This is a genomic window from Sphingomonas sp. PSPC2-2, from assembly GCF_049897725.1.
In the GTDB taxonomy this organism is placed as follows: Bacteria; Pseudomonadota; Alphaproteobacteria; order Sphingomonadales; family Sphingomonadaceae; genus Sphingomonas.
The window spans coordinates 115,597-133,883 of record NZ_JAFCWU010000007.1; the positions used below are offsets into that span (position 1 = coordinate 115,597).

Sequence of the window (18,287 nt, forward strand, 5' to 3'; positions counted from 1 at the left end):
TTCGACAGGCTCAGCCCGAACGGATGAGGGGGAGTGCCCCGAACGGACCAGTGCGTTCGTCCGAACGGGATCGGGGTCACCGCCTCTTCCGCTACGCCGCCACCACCCCCAGCGCCGCCACGTCCTCGGCGCTCAGCGTAATGCCGAACATCATGCTGAGGCGCATCCGGTAGACGCGCGGATCGGTGATGATCGCTTGCGTTTCCTCGCCCCCCGCACGGCGGCGATATTGGGCGTCGGTCAGTGAGGCGAGCCCGTTGGGCAAGACGATGCTGACCACGCCGACCTGGCGGAAGCGACTTTGGGGCGCGGTCGACGTCCAATGGTTGCTGAGCGCGAGATCGGTGGGATGCACCGGCACGGGCGAGAAACTATATTGCGGCTGAAACCCGCTGCCGGTCCCGCGCCCGTCGGTGGTCGCGGGGTCGCCGTCGCGCAGCAGCATCCAGCCATGCGCATCGTTCTGCTCAAGCCGGAAGGTCGCACCATCGGGCGCGCTCACTTCGGTCCCGGCGATCAGCGGCATTGGCGGAGTGTAGCTGCCGCCAAATCCGGCATCGGCGATCCATGTCTCCTCGCCGAGCGTGACGAGGCTGAAGGTGTGCGTCAGCGGTGGCACATCGGTCGCCCCCAGCCAGACCCGCGCGAGCACCGGGCTGGCGACGAAGCCCAACGCCGCCAGCGCATCGAGGAACAGCCGGTTATGCTCGAAACAATAACCGCCGCGCCCGGCCGTCACCAATTTGGCGAAGACGGAGTCGCTGTCGATCGCAATGCCGCGCCCGAGCAAGACGTCGAGATTCTCGAACGGAATCGCCAGACGGTGCGCGCGCTGCAACGCTGCCAGACCGTAGGAATCGACGGTCGGGCGGGCAGGCAGGCGGATGCGGGCGAGATAGGCGTCGAGATCGAAGGCGGTCTCGCTCATGCAGCGAAAGCCTCCGCCGTTACCGAATAGAGCACGTCCGCCGTGGCGGTTGCCGCCGCCTTCAGCCCCAGCGCCTCGGGCACGATCTGCGCGACATAGAAGCGCGCCGCCGCCACCTTCATGCTGAGAAACGCGCGGTCGCCCTCGGCAGTGGAGGCGATGCGGCCCGACCGCTCCATCAGCCAGCCGCACACCGCGACCGACAGCATCGTCAGGAAGGGATAGCTCGCGGCCAATTTGTCATCGGCCGACAGCCCCGCCATGCCGCGCCCGATCTCGTCACAGGCGTCGATCAGCGTGCGCAGCCCTGCATCCGCGGCCTCGGCGCGCATGTCGGCGATCAGGCGCGCAAACACCCCGCCATTGTCGAGCCCGAGCTTGCGCCCGACCAGATCGGCCGCCTGAATGCCGTTGGTGCCTTCATAGATCGGAGTGATACGCGCATCGCGGAAGAACTGCGCCGCGCCCGTCTCCTCGATATAGCCCATCCCGCCATGCACCTGAATGCCGAGGCTGGCGACTTCATTGCCGATATCGGTGCCATGCGCCTTGGCCAGCGGAGTCAGGATATCGAGCCGCTCCTGCCCGCCCGCCTGGCCGAGCGTCGCGCGGTCGACTTGGCTTGCGGCATAATAGACCAAGGCGCGCGCCGCCTGAGTCTGCGCCTTCATGCGCAGCAACATGCGCCGCACATCGGGATGCTCGACGATCTTGACCGGCTCGGCGCTGCCCGATCCGGCGCGCGGCGATTGCACGCGCTCCAGCGCATAGCCGACCGCCGCCTGCGTCGCGGCCTCGGCCACCTGCACGCCCTGCAAGCCGACATTGAGCCGGGCATTGTTCATCATCGTGAACATCGCGCGGATCCCGCCGAACTCGCCGCCGATCAGTTCGCCGATGCAATCATCGTTGTCGCCAAAGCTCAGCACGCAGGTCGGCGAAGCGTGCAGCCCCATCTTATGCTCGATCGACACGACGCGGACATCGTTAAAGGCACCCGGCGTGCCATCGGCGTTGAGGCGATATTTCGGCACCAGGAACAAGGAAATCCCCTTGGTCCCGGCGGGTGCCCCCGGCGTGCGCGCGAGCACGAGGTGGACGATGTTGGGGGCCATGTCATGGTCGCCGAAGGAGATGTAGATCTTGGTGCCCTTGATGCTCCACTTCCCGTCGCCAAGCGGGGTCGCGGTGGTGCGCAGCGCGCCGACGTCCGAACCCGCCTGCGGCTCGGTCAAGTTCATCGTGCCGGTCCATTCCCCGGTCGCCAGGTGCGGCAGATACTGCGCCTGCTGTTCGGGGCTGCCGTGATGCGCCAGCGCCTCGATCGCGCCGACCGTCAGCGTGGGGGCAAGCGCAAAGCCCATATTGGCGCTGCCGAGCGTATCGAGCACCGCGGTCTGGATCGCAAAGGGCAGGCCCTGCCCACCGAATTCCTCCGGCACGCCGATCGTGCCCCAGCCGCCTTCGACATAATCGTGATAGGCCTTCACGAAGCCTGCGGGCATCACCACGCCTTCGGGCGTCCATTTCGCGCCAACCGTGTCGCCCGTGCGCAGCAGCGGTGCCCATTCGCCCGCCGCCAGTTGCCCAACGCCTTCGAGCACGGCATCGACGACGTCGTCGCTCGCGGCGGCGAAGCGGTCGGTGGCGACGAGATCGGCAATGCCGACGACATGATCGAGCACGAAGCGCTGATCGGCGGTGGCGGGGGTGAACATCGGGCATCCTCTTATGCAACAGGCTTTGCACGGCTATAGCCCGCGATAATGACCACGCCAAACCCGCCTTGCGCGACACAGACCTTACCCTACGGCGCGGCGGGCATCGCCGCCGCCGCCGCGCTGATCGCTAAGGGCCAGCCCGTCGCGATACCGACCGAGACGGTCTATGGCCTCGCCGCCGACGCCACCGATTCGCACGCCGTCGCGCGGATCTACGCGGCCAAAGGGCGCCCGAGCTTCAACCCGCTGATCGTGCATGTGCTCGATCTGGCAGCCGCGCAGGCGATCGCCACGTTCGACGACACCGCGCTGGCGCTGGCGACGGCGTTCTGGCCGGGGCCGCTGACGCTGGTGCTGCCGCTCCGCGCCGATGCCGGGATCGCCGCTTTGGTGACAGCGGGCCTGCCCACGATCGCGCTGCGCGTCCCCGCGCACCGCGCGATGCGCGCGCTGCTCGCCGCCACCGCCAAGCCGCTCGCCGCGCCCTCGGCCAATGCCAGCGGCGCGATCAGCCCGACCCGCGCCGAGCATGTCGTTGCGAGCCTCGGCGGGCGCATTCCGCTGGTGGTGGACGACGGCGCGACCGAGGCGGGGCTCGAATCGACGATCGTGCTGGGGCGCGAGATCCTGCGACCGGGGCCGATTACGGCGGATGCGCTGGCTGGGGTTCTTGGCACCCTCCCAACCCCGGACGATCACCCCGGCGAACGCCGGGGCCCAGTCGCGAGCGGGGAATCATTGCGTGCAGCACCCGCCACAACCGCCATCTCTCCTGGGCCCCGGCTTTCGCCGGGGTGGAGGGAGGGGGCAACAATCGTCGCCCCCGGCCAACTCGCCAGCCATTATGCGCCGCGCAAAGCGCTCCGCCTCAACGCGACCGAAGCGACGGACGGAGACTATCTGATCGGCTTCGGCACAATCGCGGGCGACACCAACCTGTCGCCCACCGCCAACCTCATCGAAGCCGCCGCCAAGCTGTTCGACGCGCTCTACCAGGCCGACGCATCACCGAGCACGACCATAGCGATCGCGCCAATCCCGAACGACGGCATCGGCGAAGCCATTAACGACCGTCTGCGGCGCGCGGCGCACCGCGACACCTGAGACCCTCCGCGTCCTCCGCGCCTCTGCGCGAACAAACCTTCTGTTCGCGCAGAGATCGCAGAGAAGAACCCTTAAGCGCTCACCGCCGCCTTCGACCGCGCGGCGAAGCTCTTGCGCAGCTTGGCCAGCTTGGGCGGGATCACCGCCAGGCAATAGGGGTTCCGCTGGCCTTCGCCTTCCCAATATTGCTGGTGGTAATCCTCGGCCGGATACCATTCGCCCATCGGCTCGATCGTGGTGACGATCGGGGCCGGCCAGTCCGCCGCCGCGCGCGCCTTGGCCGCCTCGGCCTCGGCGCGCTGCGCATCATCCGCCGGGAAGATCGCCGAGCGATATTGCGTGCCGACATCGTTGCCCTGGCGGTTGAGCTGCGTCGGATCGTGCGTTGCAAAGAACATGTCGAGGATGTCGCCATAGGACACCTGATCGGTATCGAAAGTCACGCGGATCGCCTCGGCATGGCCGGTATCGCCCCCGCACACCTGCTTGTAGGTCGGATGCGGAACGCTGCCGCCGATATAACCGCTTTCGACGCGCTCCACGCCGATCACGTCCTTGAACACCGCCTCGGTGCACCAGAAACATCCGCCTGCCAGGGTTGCGACTTCGCTTGCCATCATTCGCTCCTCGTTTAGGGCTGCAAGATAGGGACGCGGGGCCCGGACAAAAAGAGCGAGGGTAGAATGCTGGACGGATCGGTGCTGGTAACGGGCGGAGCGGGCTATATCGGCAGCCATGCAGTGCTCGCACTGCTGGACGCGGGACACCGCGTGGTGGTGTATGACAATCTCAGCACCGGCTTCGACTGGCTGGTCGATCCACGCGCGACTTTGGTGCGCGGCGAGATCGAGGATGATGCGCTGGTCCGCGCGACGCTGCGCGACCATCAGGTGCAGGCGGTGATGCACTTCGCCGGATCGATCATCGTGCCCGAATCGGTCAGCAATCCGCTCAAATATTATCGCAACAACACCGTCGCCAGCCGCGCGCTGATCGAAAGCGCGGTCGTCTCGGGCGTCAAGCACTTCATCTTTTCCTCAACCGCCGCGACCTATGGCACGCCGGTGCGCGTGCCGATCGCCGAGAGCGACCCGACCGTGCCAATCAACCCCTATGGCACCTCCAAGCTGATGACCGAGGCGATGCTGCGCGACGTCGCCGCCGCGCATCCGATGAACTATGCCGCCTTGCGCTATTTCAACGTGGCGGGTGCCGATCCGCAGCAGCGCGCCGGCCAGTCGACGATCGGTGCCACCCACCTCATCAAGATCGCGGTCGAGGCGGCGCTGGGCAAGCGCGAGACGGTCGGAGTCTATGGCACCGATTATGACACGCCCGATGGCACGGGCGTGCGCGACTATATCCATGTCAGCGATCTGGCGGCGGCGCATGTCGCGGCGCTCGACCTGCTGATCGCCGAACCCGCCAAGAGCCACACGCTCAACGCGGGCTATGGCAAGGGCTTCTCGGTGCTCGAAGTGCTCGATGCGGTCGACCGCGTGACCAACCGCAAGCTCAACCGCGTCATCGAGGGCCGCCGCGCGGGCGATGCGGGAGAACTGGTCGCCGACAATCGCGCGATCCTGGCGACGCTCGACTGGACGCCCCAGCGTGCCGATCTCGATCTCATCGTGCGCGATGCGCTGGCGTGGGAACGCAAGTTGGGCGATCGCTAGACCGCCGCGCGCACCCACGAATTTTTGGGGGTAGTCGCACTACCGTCCGCGACCTAGGCCAAGGCATGGAGATGCCGGGGAAAGACGCCTTTTGGGCGCTCACCGAAAAGGAAAAGCAGACGCTTCGTCTGATCGTGCGCGGTCACGATGCGAAGTCGGTCGCGCGCAACCTTGGCCTGTCGGTCCATACAATCAACGAGCGCCTGCGCGATGCGCGGCGGAAGATGGCGGTTTCGAGCAGCCGCGAGGCCGCACGCCTGTTGCTCGACGCCGAGGGCGGCGCGGGGTTTCTGCCCCCCGATTTCTTAGGGGACGTGCGAATCGGGGACGACGCAACCGCCCCCCACGACGATCAGGACGGCACGCCGGTCGTCGGCGCGGGGCGCACCTACCGCCCCTCCTCCCGTCTGATCGGAGTCGTTCTCATGACGCTTGTCCTGTCCCTCCTGGTGCTTGTCGCGCTGCCGCAGAGCCCCACGACCGCGCCGCCAACCGCGACCATTGCACCGGCACATGCCGAGGCGGTGGCGGCGGCGCTCAACTGGCTCGACCTTGTCGACCATTATGACTGGGACGCGAGCTATCGCGGCACCGGCCCGGCGTTCCGCAAGCAGAACACGTTGCAGGTCTGGTCGCGGACCTCGCAGCAGGTTCGCGTGCCGCTTGGCGCGGTGATCTCGCGGGGATTCGTCAGCGAGGAGGACGTCCCGGCACCGCCGGCCGGCTATACGATGGTCAAATTCCGCACCAGCTTCGCCAACAAGGCCGACGCGATCGAAACGGTCACGCTCGATCGCGTCGATGGCCGCTGGCAGATCGTCGGGGTAACCATCGGCTGATGGTGCGCTCCCCCTCCCGCACGCGGGAGGGGGACACGGCATCAGATCGTCTTGCTGATCCCGAACAGGAAGCCGCGGCGCGCACCGAATTGCGGTGCGCCCACGCCCACGCCCGACCCATCGCGGATTTCATAGACGCGGTCGGCCACGTTGATGATGTCGGCACGGATCGTCACGCCCGGCCCCTTGAACTCATGGCTCGCGGTCAGGTTGAACACCGCATAGGGCGTCAGCTTGCCGCCATTGGGCACGTCGCCATCCTTGCGCAGGCCAGACCCGTAAATCATGCTGCCGCCCACGCGGCTGTCGCGCAGAAAGCCCTGATCGAACCGGTACGACACGCCCGCCGACCCGGTATAGGTCTGGTCGTGGTCGAGATAGATGTAGTTCTTCGCAATATAGGCCAGGTCATCGGGCGAAAAATTGAACTGGCCCGACGCGATCGAAAACCCTTTGGCCTTGGCGTAGGAAAAATTGGCATAAGCCAACAACGGGCCGTGCTGATAGGAAATATTGCCTTCGATCCCGTCGATCCGCCCGCGCGCATAATTGAACGGCGTCAGGATGATCGGCGCACCGAACTGGCCTTCGTCGACCAGATTTTTCGAGCGCCGGTGGTACGCGTCGATCCCGAGCGTGACCCGCCCGATCTTCTGTTCGGCACCGATATCGAAATAGTCCTGCCGCTCGGCAAAGGGCACGGTGGCGAGCGGCGGGTTGACGCCGTCATCGCCCGGTGCCTGCGCACTGGTGCCGCGATACTTCAACACGCTGTTGGTGGCGACATTGGAGAAGGGCGCAGGCGAGAAATAGCGCGCGTAGCCGGCATGGAGCGTCAGCCCCTTGGACGGTGTGAGCACGGCATTAATGCGCGGCGAGAACTGCGATTCGGAACGATAGCCGTCATAATGGTCGAAGCGCCCACCGAAATTGACGATCAACGGCGCGGCGATCTTCCATTCGTCCTGCAGATAGACGCTGTAGGTCATTTCGGTCTTGGCACCATTGTCGACGACCGTGATCGGCTGGCCGATTTGCGCGCCTGTGCCATCCACCGGGAACACCTGGCTCGAGGTCTGGCTGTTGCTGCGGTCGCGCGACACGATCACGCCGCCGCGCAGGGTATGCGCATCGCTGGCGCGGTACACACCCTCGACCTGACCGCCAAAGGTGAAGTCCTGCTTGAACGCCTTTTGCGCGATGCCGTTGAACAGCAATTCGCCGAGCGTATCGGGTGTGTAGCGCAAGCTGGAATAGCGCGCGAACAGCGATGCCTGCAGCGTGACCGGGCCGGCATCGTGCAACAGGCTGGCAAGGCCAAAGGCAGTGCGCTCGTGCTGCCGCTCATCGAGAGTGTCGCTGAGAAAATTGGTAACGCCGCCAACGTTATAGCCGTGGCTGGGGGTGAGGCCGCGCGGATTGGGAATCTGGAAGCTCTGGTCGGAATAGCCGCCCATGAACGACACGCGATTGTTCTCGTTCAGCGTGTGGTCGACATAGACGAAGCCCTGATATTGGTCGGTGTCGTCGTGCAGCGGGGTGCGGCCGCCATCGACCGCCTCGATCCCGATATTGCTGTGCTTGTAGCTGCCGGTAACGAAATAATTGGTTTTGCCCGTCGAGCCGCCATAGTCGAAGCTCGGCTGGATGGTGTCGTTGGTGCCGCCATAAAGCGACACTTCGCCACCATTTTTGAAGCCATTCTTGGTGGTGATGTCGATGATGCCCGCCGTGCGCAGCCCATATTGCGCGGGCAGCGCGCCGGTGCGCAGATCGAACCGCTCGACCAGGCGCGGGCTCAGCGTCTGCCCGAACACGGCGACGCCTTCGGGCAGGATCGTGCCGTTGATACGATATTGCAGGTTGTTATGGTCATCGCGCACATGGAACTGGCCGCCGCCATCCTGCACCACGCCCGGCAATTGCAGCAGGATCTGGTTGAGCTGCTGATTGTCACCGCCGGGCAAGGCGCGAATCGTCTCGCTGGTGATGGTGTAGGTCGTCGCACCGAGGCTAGGCTGGATCGAGGCGCGCGCGGCATCAAGCCGCCCGGTCACGACGATATCCGGTCCGCCGTTGGTCTTGTCGGTCGCGGCACCCGGCGCATCCGCCGTCGCAGCCGGAGCGGCTACCGTATCGGCATAAGCAGTGGCAGGCACGAAAAACAACAGAGCGGCGCTGGACAACAAGGTGGCTCGAAACATGCGGGGGACGGCCTTTCAGAGAACGATGCTGCAGTGCGATAGATGTTATGTAATACTATATCAAGGTCAATTCGTCGTCTCCCGGAAACGATTCGACCGTGTGGGCGGGTGCGCCGTACAAGATTGCTGCGCGATGAATGAAGCGGCGGAACTTACGGCCGCTGAGCGCGGGTGTCCGCCCCCAATTTGCGGCCAAGCGCCCACCAGCCGAGCGCCCAAATCGTACCGAACACCCAGCCGCCAACGACGTCGCTCGGCCAATGCACGTGCAGATAGAGACGGCTGACCCCGATCAGCACCACCAGCACCGCCGTTGCCGCGAGAATATAGACACGCGCCGCGTGTCCATGCACCGTCTGCACCAGCAGCAACGCCAAGGTGAGGTAGACGATCGCGCTGTTGGCGGCATGGCCGCTCGGGAAGCTGGCCGAGGACACCGCAACGAGCCGTTCGTCGAGCGGCGGTCGCACCCGCGCGACCAGCCCCTTGATCAGCGTCACCGCGATCGACCCCGACGTCGTCCCGACCACCACCAGCACCAGCGTCAACCAGCGCCGCTGCACCGCAAGAAAGCCGCCCGCCAGCACCACCGCCAGCAACAGCACAGTGCCGCCGCCCAATGCCGTTACGTCCACCATTATCTGGGTCATCACTGTCGCTCCCTGCGGGTGGAACGCCGTAGCACCGTTTTGGATACCGCAAACACGACCCATTTGCGCTCCATTCTGCGACTCGCGACGAATCAGCCGGGCAGGATCAGCGCTTCGTCCAGATAGTCGAGCAACGCCCGCACGCGCGGGGCAAGACGGTCCTGCGCCGAATAGAGGGCATGGATATCCTCGCCATCGCCCGGATTATAGGCGGCCAACACTTCGACCAACCGCCCGCCGCGTAAATCCTCCGCGACGTGAAAGCGGGAGAGGCGCGCGATCCCGCCACCGGCCACCGCCATCAGGCGGACGACATCGCCCGAATTGCCGAGAAAACAACTTTCAACCACGCGGTGCACGACACGCTGGCCAAGCCGAAATGGCCAGCCATCGACCGATCGCCGAAAGCTGAACTGCAGGCAGCGATGCGTATCGAGATCGTCTGGCGTTTGCGGCATGCCATAATGCGCGAGATAGGACGGGCTGGCGACCAGCAGCATCTTGCTGTGCCCAAGCTTCTTCGCGCGCAAGCGGGTGTCGCGCAGCGGCCCGATCCGGATCGCAATGTCGGCGCGTTCCTCCACCAGATCGACGAGTGCATCCGACAAAGCGAGATCGACCAGGACATGGGGATAGCGCGCCGTGAAGGCGGGCAGCAGCGGCAGCAGGCACTGCGTACCGAACGGCACCGACGCATTGACTCGCAGCGTCCCGCGCGGGGTCTGCGTCTCGCGCCCCAGGCCGCTTTCCACCTCGGCCATGTCCGCGACCAGCCGCGCCATGCGCTCGCGATAGGTTTCGCCTTCGACGGTCAAGGCAAGCGAGCGCGTCGTCCGGCGCAGCAGCACGACGCCCAGCCGCGCCTCGAGCCGGGCGACGCTGCGGCTGACCGCCGACGGAGTCAGCCGTAGCTCTTTGGCAGCGGCGGCAAAACGGCCCGCGCGCGCCGCCGCCAGGAAAACCTCGATATCGCCAAGCCGGTTGTCCATCGGTTTTCATGATATCGAATCACTTCTGAAATGTAATCCCACATTCTAATCACGAATGTACGGTCGCCTTACGTTTGCAGCATCCACAACAACGCAAGGAAATGACGATGGACCTGCAACTCAACGGCAAGACGGCGATCGTGACAGGGTCGACCGCCGGGATCGGTCTTGCGATCGCCAAGCGGCTCGCGGCGGAAGGGGTCGCCGTGATTGTCAGCGGGCGCGACCAGGCCAAGCTCGACGCGGCAGTCGCGGAAGTCGCCGCGCTCGGCACGGTGCGCGGCGTGCTCGCCGACGTCGCCACGGCCGAGGGTGCCGCAACATTGATTGCCGCCGCGCCCGAGGTCGATATTCTGGTCAACAATCTCGGCATTTACGAAGCGAAACCGTTCGTCGAGGTCAGCGATGCGGAATGGCATCGCTTTTTCGAAGTCAACGTGGTCAGCGGCATCCGCCTCGCCCGGCATTATTTCCCGCGCATGCTGGCGCGCGATTGGGGCCGCGTGATCTTCATCGCCAGCGAGAGCGGCCTGCTGCCCCCCGCCGAGATGATCCATTACGGCATGACCAAGACCGCGCAATTGTCGATTGCGCGCGGCCTGGCCGAACAAACGCGCGGAACCGGGGTGACCGTGAATTCGGTGTTGCCAGGGCCGACCCGCTCCGAAGGGATCGTCGATTTCATCCAGTCGGTGGTCGAGAATAAGGACGCCTCAGCGGCCGAGCAGGAGGTCGAATTCTTCGAGAAGCTGCGTCCGCTCTCGTTGATCCGCCGCCTGATCGACGCCGACGAAATCGGCTCGATCGTGACCTATCTGGCCAGCCCGCTCGCCGCCGTTACCAACGGTGCGGCGATCCGCGCCGAAGGCGGGATCATTCCGACGATCGCATAACGTCCAGCCCCGCTGCCGGTGGCGTTTGCCGCCGACAGCGGGGCAGCGATGCAAGGAACTGCGACCGATCTTTGGGAATGGTGGGCCCGTCGGGACTCGAACCCGAGACCTACAGATTAAAAGTCCGTTGCTCTACCAACTGAGCTACGGGCCCACTCGGCGCTTGCGTTAGGAGCGCGTTCGGGCGCGGTCAACCCAGGGGTTGCGGCTTGTTCAGCCGCGCATGAAGCTGCCGGACGGTCCGGCCCGCTACCGGATCGCGCCAATTGGGGGCGATCGTGCGTAATGGATCAAGCACAAAGCCGCGCTCGCGAAAGGCGATATGCGGCACGGTCAGCCCTGCCGTCGACCACATTCCCCCCGACCACAGCACGATGTCGAGGTCGATCACCCGCGCGCCCCAACGCGCGCCACGCCGCCGCCCGAACGCGCGTTCGATCGCTTTCAATCGAGCGAGCATCTGCGGCGGCGTCAGCGCACTCTCCAGCAGCACCGCCGCATTGGCGAAGCGCCGGATCGACGGCCCGAGCGGCGCGCTACCGATAATCGGGGACGTTGCGACTACGCCGTCCAGCGCGGCGATCGCCGCGCGCACTTCGGCGACCGGGCCGCCGTGGCGGCCACACCGGTTGGACCCGAGGGCGATGGCATAGGTTGAGCTTTGCACCGAAACACGCCTATCGCACCTTGATGAACTTCGCACCCAGCCCAATCCCCGAAACCGAACCCCCACGCGATTGCCCGCGCTGCCCGCGCCTCGTCGCCCTGCGCGAAAGCCTGCAGGCCGAGCATCCCGATTGGTGGAACGGCCCCGTCACCGCCTTTGGCGACCCTGCCGCCTGGCTCGGCATCATCGGCCTCGCGCCCGCGCAATATGGCGCGAATCGCACTGGCCGCCCGTTCACCGGGGATCGCTCCGCGCCCTTGCTGTTCGGCACGCTCGCCAAATTCGGCCTCGCCACCGGCGAGTATGAAGGCAAGCCCGACGATACGCTGGCGCTCGACGGCGCGATGATCCTCGACGCGGTCAAATGCCTGCCGCCCGAGAACAAGCCGACGCCCGAGGAAATCCGCACCTGCCGCCCCTTCCTGGAGGGGCAGGCGGCGGCACTCCCGCACGCGCGCATCTTAGTGGCGCTGGGCCAGACCGCGCACCAGTCAGCGGTCAAGATGCTCGGCGGCAAGCTGCCCAAATGCCGCTTCGGCCACCTTGCCGAACACCGCATGCCCGATGGCCGTATCCTGATCGATAGCTATCACTGTTCCAGCTACAATCAGAATACCGGGCGGCTGACGACCGAGATGTTCGAAGCAGTGTTCGCGCGGGCGCTGGAACTGCGGGACTCGCAGTAACGGCGTTTTGCGGTTATGATCCGGCCTTCTGAACGGAGGCTTTCAATGCGGATTGTCCCTTTGATGGTGTTGGCACCCATGATGATCGCGGCCGCGCCCGAGGCCCGAACGGCTGCGGTCAAGCCGATGTGTCAACATTACGGTGCCATCGTGGCTAGTGACACGCTCCCCACCGCCAGCATTCGCCCGCTTGGGCAAGAACCGCCCGCGCAGCAAATCGCGGCGGTGCTGCGCACGGTCGATGGCTGCCAGAAACCGCTGGTGGTGCGCGCCGAAGTGGGGACGCCGCGCCGCTGACGCGTTTCAGCCGAGGAAATTGCTCAGCACATCGGGGTGGAACGCCCAGCCGGCAAAGCCGCACACCCCCATAAACAGACCGAAGCTGCCGAACACCCACCCGGCCACGAGCAACCAGAAACTCTCGGCCAGCGCCGCCACCGCCGCCATCGAAATGGCGGTGGCGATCAGCGCCTCGCTCGCGTCGAACTGGTCGTCATGGACGTTCAGCGCGTCATAGCGGTCAGCCAAGCCCTGCGCCTGCTTGGCCAGCACCGGCACTTCGGCGCGATATTTGGTGATGTCGCGGTCAAGCCCGGCGATCGCGCTGGCCGCTGCCGCCCGCGCGGCGGGTGTGGTCGAGAGCACCACCAACTCGGCGCGCGCGGTTTCGTTGATGTGGATCTTGGTCTTGGTCGCTTGATACTGCGCCCAGTGATCGACCGAATCGGCTTTGGCCTGCGCCATGTTCTGGACGATGTTGCCGTCCTTGATGTTGCCCAGCCCCATGAACACCGACAGGATGACGACGGTCATCGCCACCCAGCGGTTGAGCCGCTTGTCCTTGGCTTCGGCGCTGACTTCGATTTCCATGGACAGATCCTAGCGCATGACGGTGGAAGCTCAGATGTCCTGCACCAACCGCCCGTAAAGCTCGGGCCGCCGGTCGCGGAAGAAGCCGAAGGCGGCGCGGTGGCGCTTGATGCGGTCGAGGTCGAGCGTGGCCACGATCACCCCGGTCTCCTCGCGGCCCAGTTCGGCCAGAATGTCGCCGCGCTCGTCGGTGATGAAGCTGGTGCCGTAGAAGGTCTGGCCATGCTCCACGCCAATGCGGTTGGCGGCAACCACGGGCACGACGTTGGACACCGCATGCCCCACCATCGCGCGGCGCCACAGCCGCGCGGTGTCGAGTGAGGTGTCATGCGGCTCGCTGCCGATCGCGGTCGGGAAGAACAGCACTTGCGACCCCATCAGCATCAGCGCGCGCGCGGTTTCGGGATACCATTGGTCCCAGCAGATGCCGACGCCTAGCGTCGTGGCATCTGGCCCCGGCCACACCTTGAAGCCGGTATTGCCCGGCCGGAAATAGAATTTCTCCTCATAGCCCGGGCCGTCCGGGATATGGCTCTTGCGATACACGCCCTGCACCGCGCCATCGGGCCCGATCATCGCCAGCGAATTGTAATGGTGCGGGCCATCGGCCTCGAAGAAGCTGGTCGGGATCGTCACGCCCAGCTCGCGCGCCAGGCGCTGCATCGCCAGCACCGCTTTGTGCTCGCTTACCGGCTTGGCGTTCGCGAACAGTCCTTCATCCTCGATCCGGCAGAAATATTCGCCCTCGAACAGTTCGGGCGGCAGGATCACTTGCGCGCCCTTGCCCGCCGCCTCGCGCACGAGTTCGGAGACATGGGCGATGTTGGCGTCCAGATCGGACGTGAAGGCGAGCTGCAGCGCGGCGACGGTGATTTCGGTCATGCCGCGCCATATAGGGGAGTGGGTGCGGGGCTGCCACTGTTCAAACGCACCGCCATCTCGCTTCCGCGCGCACGACCTGTTAGCCCTCTGTTATGCCAAGCCCTTCTCACGATCGCCCCGACGACGCGCCCCCCGCAAACATATTGGCCGCCCTTGGCCCCGGCCTCGTTACGGGTGCCGCCGATGACGATCCCAGCGGCATTGCCACCTACAGCCAGATCGGTGCGCAATTTGGCTATGGCCTCGCCTGGACGATGCTGTTCAGCTACCCGCTGATGGTGGTGACGCAGGAGATCGCGGCGCGCATCGGCCTCGTCACCGGCTGCGGCATCGCGCAGAATCTGCGGCGGCATTATTCTCCCTATCTGCTGCGCGCGGTCGTGCTGCTGCTGCTGGTCGCCAATGTCATCAATCTCGGTGCCGATCTCGGCGCGATGGGGGCGGCGTTGCGTCTGCTGCTTGGCGGACCGGAGCTGGTTTATACGATCGCCTTCGGCGTCGTGTGTATCGTCCTGGAAACCTTCGTCAGTTACCCACGCTATGCCGCAATCCTGAAATGGGCGACGCTGTCGCTTTTCGCCTATGTCGCGGTGGTGTTTGCAGCGCAGGTGCCGTGGTCGATCGCGCTGAAAAGCACCGTACTGCCAGGCATGACGTGGGACGCCGACCATGCGATGGCGCTGGTCGCGATCCTCGGCACCACGATTTCGCCGTACCTCTTCTTCTGGCAAAGCGGGCAGGAGGTGGAGGAAATGCACCGCCGCAATGCCAAGCCCTTGTGCATCACCCCCCGCGCGGCCGGCCCGGAGCTCGCGCGCGTGCGCAACGACACGGTAATCGGGATGGGCTTTTCCAACCTGATCGCAATCTTCATTATCTTCGCCACCGCCGCCACGCTCAACGCGCACGGGGTGACCGATATCAAGACCTCGTCGCAGGCCGCCGAAGCGCTGCGCCCGATCGCCGGGGTGTTTACCTTCGCGCTGTTCGCCGTTGGGATCATCGCGACGGGGATGCTGGCCGTGCCGGTGCTGGCTGGGTCGGCTGCGTACGGCGTGTCCGAGATGCTGGGCTGGACCTCGGGCCTGCGCCGCAAACCGCGCGAGGCGCGTGCCTTTTACGCGACCATCGCCGCTGCCACGTTGGGCGGGGTCGCGCTCAACTTCACCGCGATCGACCCGATCAAGGCGCTTTACTGGAGCGCGGTGGTCAACGGCGTGCTGGCCGCGCCGCTGATGGCGGTGATGATGCTGATCGCCACCAACCGCCGCATCATGGGCCGGCTGACGCTGCCCTGGCCGATGATCGTCATCGGCTGGATCGCCACCGCCGTGATGGCAGTGGCGTCGCTGGCGTTTTTCGTTTTGCAATAAGAGGGAGGCCCCACGACCATCGTACCCCTGTCCGTTCGTTTCGAGCGTAGTCGAGAAACCTGTCACAGGTCGCGCAGGTTTCTCGACTACGCTCGAAACGAACGGGTAGAGTGGCGGCGCGCGGAGCCCAATGCCCCCCGTTACGCCGGCAGTTGCTGCGAAATGCAGTGGAAGCTCCCGCCCCCGGTCAGGATTGCGTCCGCCCGCAAGCCCACCGCCGCGCGATCCGGAAACAGCGCCTGCACCGCCGCCACCGCAGCATCGTCGTTGGGCGCACCGTAGAGCGGCACCACGACGGCGGCATTGCCAATGTAGAAGTTCATATAGCTGGCGGGCACGATCTCGTCGTCGCGAAGCACGCGACCGGGCGACGGGATCCGCACCAGCTCGATGCCGTCCTTGGCGGATGCGGCTTGCGCGGCGCGCTGATAGACCAGCCAATTGGGGTCATTCTCCGCCGCCTCCGGGATCACCAACACCCCCGGCGCAACGAAACGCGCCAGATTGTCGACATGCCCGTCGGTATGGTCGTGCATCAACCCGTCGCCCAGCCATAGCACGTCGACCAGCCCGAGATCGTCGCGCAGGCGCTGCTCGATCTCGCTCCTGGTCAAGGACGGGTTGCGATTGGGGTTGAGCAGGCATTGCTCGGTCGTCACCACCAGCCCGGTGCCATCGCCGTCGATCGCGCCGCCCTCCAGCACCCAGTCGCAGCTTTCGACCGGCAGTTTCTTGCGCGCGGCCAGCCGCCGCCCGATATCGTCGTCGCCCGGCAAATCATATTTGCCGCCCCAGCCGTTGAAGCCAAAGTCACGTGCGCTGCCGTCGGACAGCACGATCGGCCCGGTGTCGCGCAACCAGATGTCGCCGAACGGCTCGACCACGACGCTCGCGACATCGCCCGCCAGCCGCTCGGCGGCCGCTGCCGCCGCATCGTTGGCGGCGACGAGCAGCACGCGCTCGCCGCGCCCCCCGGCATGCACCGCGCGCGCGAACGCCGCGACTTCTTCCTGCGCGGGTTCGAGATCGGCTTCCCACAATTCGGGATGGCTCGGGAAGCCGATCCAGACGGCTTTGTGCGGGGCCCATTCGGCGGGCGGCAAGGGACGAGTCATGCTTTACTTTCCTGCGGTGGCGCTGGCGCGGCTTTGATCGCGAATCGCGCGGAATTCGGCGGTCTTGTACCAGTTCGGCCAGTCCGAACCATCCGCCAGCGACCGGCCGAGCGCATAATAAAGCTGCACATCCTCGACCGCGCCCGCCCAGTCCCACGCCGGATTATATTCGTCCTGCGGCTTGTGATAGCGATGCTCGATATAATCGAGCGTCGCGGCATGGCCCGCCGCCTCGCCGCCAACGCGCAGATCCTCACCCGATTCGCCATAGAACATCGGCACGCCGAGCTTGGCGAAGCTGAAATGGTCGGAGCGGAAATAGCTGCCGCGCTCGGGATTGGGTTCGGGCTTCACCACCCGCCCCTGCGCTTCGACCAGCAGCTTCATGCGGTCTTCCAGCTCGGATTTGCCCGCGCCGGTCACCACGAAATCCTTCGCGCGGCCAACGGTGTTGAGCCCGTCCATGTTCACGCCGCCGACGGTCTGCGCGATCGGGTAGATCGGGTGCTGCGCATAATAACGCGACCCCAGCAGCCCGCATTCCTCGCAGGTGACCGACAGGAATACGAGCGTGCGCCGCGCCGGGCCTGCCTTCACATTGGCCTCGGCGAGTGCCACCAGCCCGGCGACCCCGCTCGCATTGTCAAGCGCGCCATTGCAGATGTCGTCGCCCTTCACCGCATCGCAATGCCCAAGATGGTCCCAATGCGCGGTGTAATAGACATAGTCGTTCGGCGCCGTCGTACCCGGAAGGATGCCGATCACATTCTTCGAGGCCTGCCGCTTGATCGTGTTGTCGAACGATACCGATGCGGTGACGCCCAGCGGAACCGCCTTGAAGCCCTTCACCTTCGCCGCCGCGTTCAGCGCATCGAAATCCTGTCCGGCGCTCGCGAACAGTTCGCGCGCCTTGGCCAATTGCATCCAGCCGATCGCCTGGCTCTGGTCGGCATGGTCGCCCGCTTCGTCCAGCTCCAATTGCGGGCCGGTCCAGCTCGATTGCACCACGCCCCAGCCATAAGCGGCAGGCGCGGTTTCGTGCACGATGATCGCGGCAGCCGCCCCGTGGCGCGCGGCTTCCTCGAACTTGTAGGTCCAGCGGCCATAATAGGTCATCGCGCGCCCCTCGAAGAGGCCTTGGTTGGTTGGCGTCTGCCAGTCGGGATCGTTGACCAGGATGACGACGGTCTTGCCCTTCACATCGACGCCCGCATAATCGTCCCACCCGCGCTCGGGCGCGGTGATGCCATAGCCGACGAACACCACCGGGCTGTTCCGAATGTCGATCCTGGGCGTCACGCGATAAGTGGCGATCACGACATCGCTGCGATAGGCGAGGCTCACCGGGGCCTTGCCGCCGGTGAAGCTGAGCGGCGTCACGTTCTTCGCGGTCAGTTCGACCAGCGGCACGTCCTGAAACCATTTGCCGTCATTCCCCGGCTTCAACCCGGCGGCCTTGAAGCGCTCGACGATATAGTCTGTCGCCTTGGCCTCGCCCGCCGTGGTCGGCTTGCGCCCCTCGAACGCATCGGAGGAGAGCGTCTTGGTGACGTCCTTCAGCGTCTCGACGCTGATCGTGGGCAGCGGCCCATTCTGGGCCAGCACGGGGTTTGCCGCTGTCAGCAAACCGAGAGTGAGGGCAAGGGTCGGTATCGCGCGCATCGGCCATCATCCTGTCGCTAGGGTGGCC

18 protein-coding genes and 1 tRNA gene are annotated in these 18,287 nt (G+C 65.5%); 7 read left to right on the plus strand and 12 right to left on the minus strand.

From position 1 onward, the window contains the following. Positions 1-91: 91 nt before the first annotated feature. On the minus strand, positions 92-928 hold the full coding sequence (locus tag ACP7BY_RS13835; protein ID WP_137902450.1) for an arylamine N-acetyltransferase family protein: 837 nt from the start codon (positions 926-928) through the stop codon (positions 92-94). Beyond that, entirely contained in the window at positions 925-2,646 is a 1,722-nt protein-coding gene (locus tag ACP7BY_RS13840; RefSeq protein ID WP_137902451.1) for an acyl-CoA dehydrogenase, read from the minus strand. Before ACP7BY_RS13840 ends, ACP7BY_RS13835 begins: the two co-directional genes overlap by 4 nt. A 48-nt stretch (positions 2,647-2,694) precedes the next feature. Here ACP7BY_RS13840 and ACP7BY_RS13845 point away from each other — a divergent pair, with 48 nt between their 5' ends. Beyond that, the gene (locus ACP7BY_RS13845; RefSeq protein WP_171010456.1) at positions 2,695-3,753 is read left to right on the plus strand and encodes an L-threonylcarbamoyladenylate synthase; all 1,059 of its coding nucleotides are present in this window, start codon (positions 2,695-2,697) and stop codon (positions 3,751-3,753) included. 71 nt (positions 3,754-3,824) lie between these two features. Here ACP7BY_RS13845 and msrA read toward each other — a convergent pair whose 3' ends face one another. Continuing rightward, the gene (gene msrA / locus ACP7BY_RS13850) at positions 3,825-4,370 is read right to left on the minus strand and encodes a peptide-methionine (S)-S-oxide reductase MsrA (protein WP_033966801.1); all 546 of its coding nucleotides are present in this window, start codon (positions 4,368-4,370) and stop codon (positions 3,825-3,827) included. Between the two features lie 66 nt (positions 4,371-4,436). On the opposite strand from msrA, the gene galE reads away from it, so the two are divergent. Together galE and ACP7BY_RS13860 are read left to right on the plus strand one after the other, a co-directional pair. Beyond that, positions 4,437-5,429, plus strand: a complete 993-nt coding sequence (galE, locus tag ACP7BY_RS13855; RefSeq protein ID WP_033966790.1) for a UDP-glucose 4-epimerase GalE — start codon at positions 4,437-4,439, stop codon at positions 5,427-5,429. Positions 5,430-5,500: 71 nt separating this feature from the next. Continuing rightward, positions 5,501-6,268, plus strand: coding sequence for a helix-turn-helix domain-containing protein (locus ACP7BY_RS13860; RefSeq protein WP_137902453.1), 768 nt, complete (start codon positions 5,501-5,503; stop codon positions 6,266-6,268). A gap of 41 nt (positions 6,269-6,309) precedes the next feature. On the opposite strand, the gene ACP7BY_RS13865 is transcribed toward ACP7BY_RS13860, so the two are convergent. From ACP7BY_RS13865 to ACP7BY_RS13875, 3 genes are all read right to left on the minus strand, one after another. Then, positions 6,310-8,472 (minus strand): TonB-dependent receptor, encoded by a 2,163-nt coding sequence (locus ACP7BY_RS13865; RefSeq protein ID WP_137902454.1) that lies wholly within the window; start codon positions 8,470-8,472, stop codon positions 6,310-6,312. A gap of 152 nt (positions 8,473-8,624) precedes the next feature. After that, entirely contained in the window at positions 8,625-9,122 is a 498-nt protein-coding gene (locus tag ACP7BY_RS13870; RefSeq protein WP_033966791.1) for a phosphatase PAP2 family protein, read from the minus strand. Positions 9,123-9,214: 92 nt separating this feature from the next. Next, complete coding sequence (locus ACP7BY_RS13875) at positions 9,215-10,111, minus strand: LysR substrate-binding domain-containing protein (protein ID WP_033966793.1); 897 nt, start codon at positions 10,109-10,111, stop codon at positions 9,215-9,217. 107 nt (positions 10,112-10,218) lie between these two features. Between ACP7BY_RS13875 and ACP7BY_RS13880 the strand changes: the two genes are divergently transcribed. Further along, complete coding sequence (locus ACP7BY_RS13880) at positions 10,219-11,004, plus strand: SDR family NAD(P)-dependent oxidoreductase (protein WP_033966802.1); 786 nt, start codon at positions 10,219-10,221, stop codon at positions 11,002-11,004. A 78-nt stretch (positions 11,005-11,082) separates the two neighbouring features. Here the strand turns inward: ACP7BY_RS13880 and ACP7BY_RS13885 are convergent. Together ACP7BY_RS13885 and folK are read right to left on the minus strand one after the other, a co-directional pair. Beyond that, positions 11,083-11,158: transfer RNA gene (locus tag ACP7BY_RS13885), tRNA-Lys, on the minus strand. Positions 11,159-11,194: 36 nt separating this feature from the next. After that, positions 11,195-11,671: a 2-amino-4-hydroxy-6-hydroxymethyldihydropteridine diphosphokinase gene (gene folK / locus ACP7BY_RS13890; RefSeq protein ID WP_137902455.1), complete on the minus strand. Its 477-nt coding sequence runs from the start codon at positions 11,669-11,671 to the stop codon at positions 11,195-11,197. Between the two features lie 23 nt (positions 11,672-11,694). On the opposite strand from folK, the gene ACP7BY_RS13895 reads away from it, so the two are divergent. Beyond that, complete coding sequence (locus tag ACP7BY_RS13895) at positions 11,695-12,357, plus strand: uracil-DNA glycosylase (RefSeq protein ID WP_033966803.1); 663 nt, start codon at positions 11,695-11,697, stop codon at positions 12,355-12,357. A gap of 45 nt (positions 12,358-12,402) precedes the next feature. Then, positions 12,403-12,654, plus strand: a complete 252-nt coding sequence (locus tag ACP7BY_RS13900; protein WP_137902456.1) for a hypothetical protein — start codon at positions 12,403-12,405, stop codon at positions 12,652-12,654. Positions 12,655-12,660: 6 nt separating this feature from the next. On the opposite strand, the gene ACP7BY_RS13905 is transcribed toward ACP7BY_RS13900, so the two are convergent. Together ACP7BY_RS13905 and aguB are read right to left on the minus strand one after the other, a co-directional pair. Then, complete coding sequence (locus tag ACP7BY_RS13905; protein WP_033966796.1) at positions 12,661-13,227, minus strand: DUF4337 domain-containing protein; 567 nt, start codon at positions 13,225-13,227, stop codon at positions 12,661-12,663. Positions 13,228-13,257: 30 nt separating this feature from the next. Next, positions 13,258-14,109: an N-carbamoylputrescine amidase gene (aguB, locus tag ACP7BY_RS13910; protein WP_033966798.1), complete on the minus strand. Its 852-nt coding sequence runs from the start codon at positions 14,107-14,109 to the stop codon at positions 13,258-13,260. 143 nt (positions 14,110-14,252) lie between these two features. Here aguB and ACP7BY_RS13915 point away from each other — a divergent pair, with 143 nt between their 5' ends. Then, positions 14,253-15,482, plus strand: a complete 1,230-nt coding sequence (locus ACP7BY_RS13915; RefSeq protein ID WP_310065973.1) for an NRAMP family divalent metal transporter — start codon at positions 14,253-14,255, stop codon at positions 15,480-15,482. Between the two features lie 140 nt (positions 15,483-15,622). On the opposite strand, the gene ACP7BY_RS13920 is transcribed toward ACP7BY_RS13915, so the two are convergent. Next, positions 15,623-16,597, minus strand: coding sequence for an agmatine deiminase family protein (locus tag ACP7BY_RS13920; protein WP_137902457.1), 975 nt, complete (start codon positions 16,595-16,597; stop codon positions 15,623-15,625). A 3-nt stretch (positions 16,598-16,600) separates the two neighbouring features. Further along, the gene (locus tag ACP7BY_RS13925) at positions 16,601-18,259 is read right to left on the minus strand and encodes a M28 family metallopeptidase (protein WP_033964436.1); all 1,659 of its coding nucleotides are present in this window, start codon (positions 18,257-18,259) and stop codon (positions 16,601-16,603) included. Between the last annotated feature and the right edge of the window lie 28 nt (positions 18,260-18,287).

Excerpts from the sequence above, each read along its gene's own strand:
- ACP7BY_RS13835 (WP_137902450.1), bottom strand. The coding sequence starts at position 928 with ATGAGCGAGACCGCCTTCGATCTCGACGCCTATCTCGCCCGCATCCGC.
- ACP7BY_RS13840 (WP_137902451.1), bottom strand. The coding sequence starts at position 2,646 with ATGTTCACCCCCGCCACCGCCGATCAGCGCTTCGTGCTCGATCATGTC.
- ACP7BY_RS13845 (WP_171010456.1), top strand. The coding sequence starts at position 2,695 with ATGACCACGCCAAACCCGCCTTGCGCGACACAGACCTTACCCTACGGC.
- msrA (WP_033966801.1), bottom strand. The coding sequence starts at position 4,370 with ATGGCAAGCGAAGTCGCAACCCTGGCAGGCGGATGTTTCTGGTGCACC.
- galE (WP_033966790.1), top strand. The coding sequence starts at position 4,437 with ATGCTGGACGGATCGGTGCTGGTAACGGGCGGAGCGGGCTATATCGGC.
- ACP7BY_RS13860 (WP_137902453.1), top strand. The coding sequence starts at position 5,501 with ATGCCGGGGAAAGACGCCTTTTGGGCGCTCACCGAAAAGGAAAAGCAG.
- ACP7BY_RS13865 (WP_137902454.1), bottom strand. The coding sequence starts at position 8,472 with ATGTTTCGAGCCACCTTGTTGTCCAGCGCCGCTCTGTTGTTTTTCGTG.
- ACP7BY_RS13870 (WP_033966791.1), bottom strand. The coding sequence starts at position 9,122 with ATGACCCAGATAATGGTGGACGTAACGGCATTGGGCGGCGGCACTGTG.
- ACP7BY_RS13875 (WP_033966793.1), bottom strand. The coding sequence starts at position 10,111 with ATGGACAACCGGCTTGGCGATATCGAGGTTTTCCTGGCGGCGGCGCGC.
- ACP7BY_RS13880 (WP_033966802.1), top strand. The coding sequence starts at position 10,219 with ATGGACCTGCAACTCAACGGCAAGACGGCGATCGTGACAGGGTCGACC.
- ACP7BY_RS13895 (WP_033966803.1), top strand. The coding sequence starts at position 11,695 with ATGAACTTCGCACCCAGCCCAATCCCCGAAACCGAACCCCCACGCGAT.
- ACP7BY_RS13900 (WP_137902456.1), top strand. The coding sequence starts at position 12,403 with ATGCGGATTGTCCCTTTGATGGTGTTGGCACCCATGATGATCGCGGCC.
- ACP7BY_RS13905 (WP_033966796.1), bottom strand. The coding sequence starts at position 13,227 with ATGGAAATCGAAGTCAGCGCCGAAGCCAAGGACAAGCGGCTCAACCGC.
- aguB (WP_033966798.1), bottom strand. The coding sequence starts at position 14,109 with ATGACCGAAATCACCGTCGCCGCGCTGCAGCTCGCCTTCACGTCCGAT.
- ACP7BY_RS13920 (WP_137902457.1), bottom strand. The coding sequence starts at position 16,597 with ATGACTCGTCCCTTGCCGCCCGCCGAATGGGCCCCGCACAAAGCCGTC.
- ACP7BY_RS13925 (WP_033964436.1), bottom strand. The coding sequence starts at position 18,259 with ATGCGCGCGATACCGACCCTTGCCCTCACTCTCGGTTTGCTGACAGCG.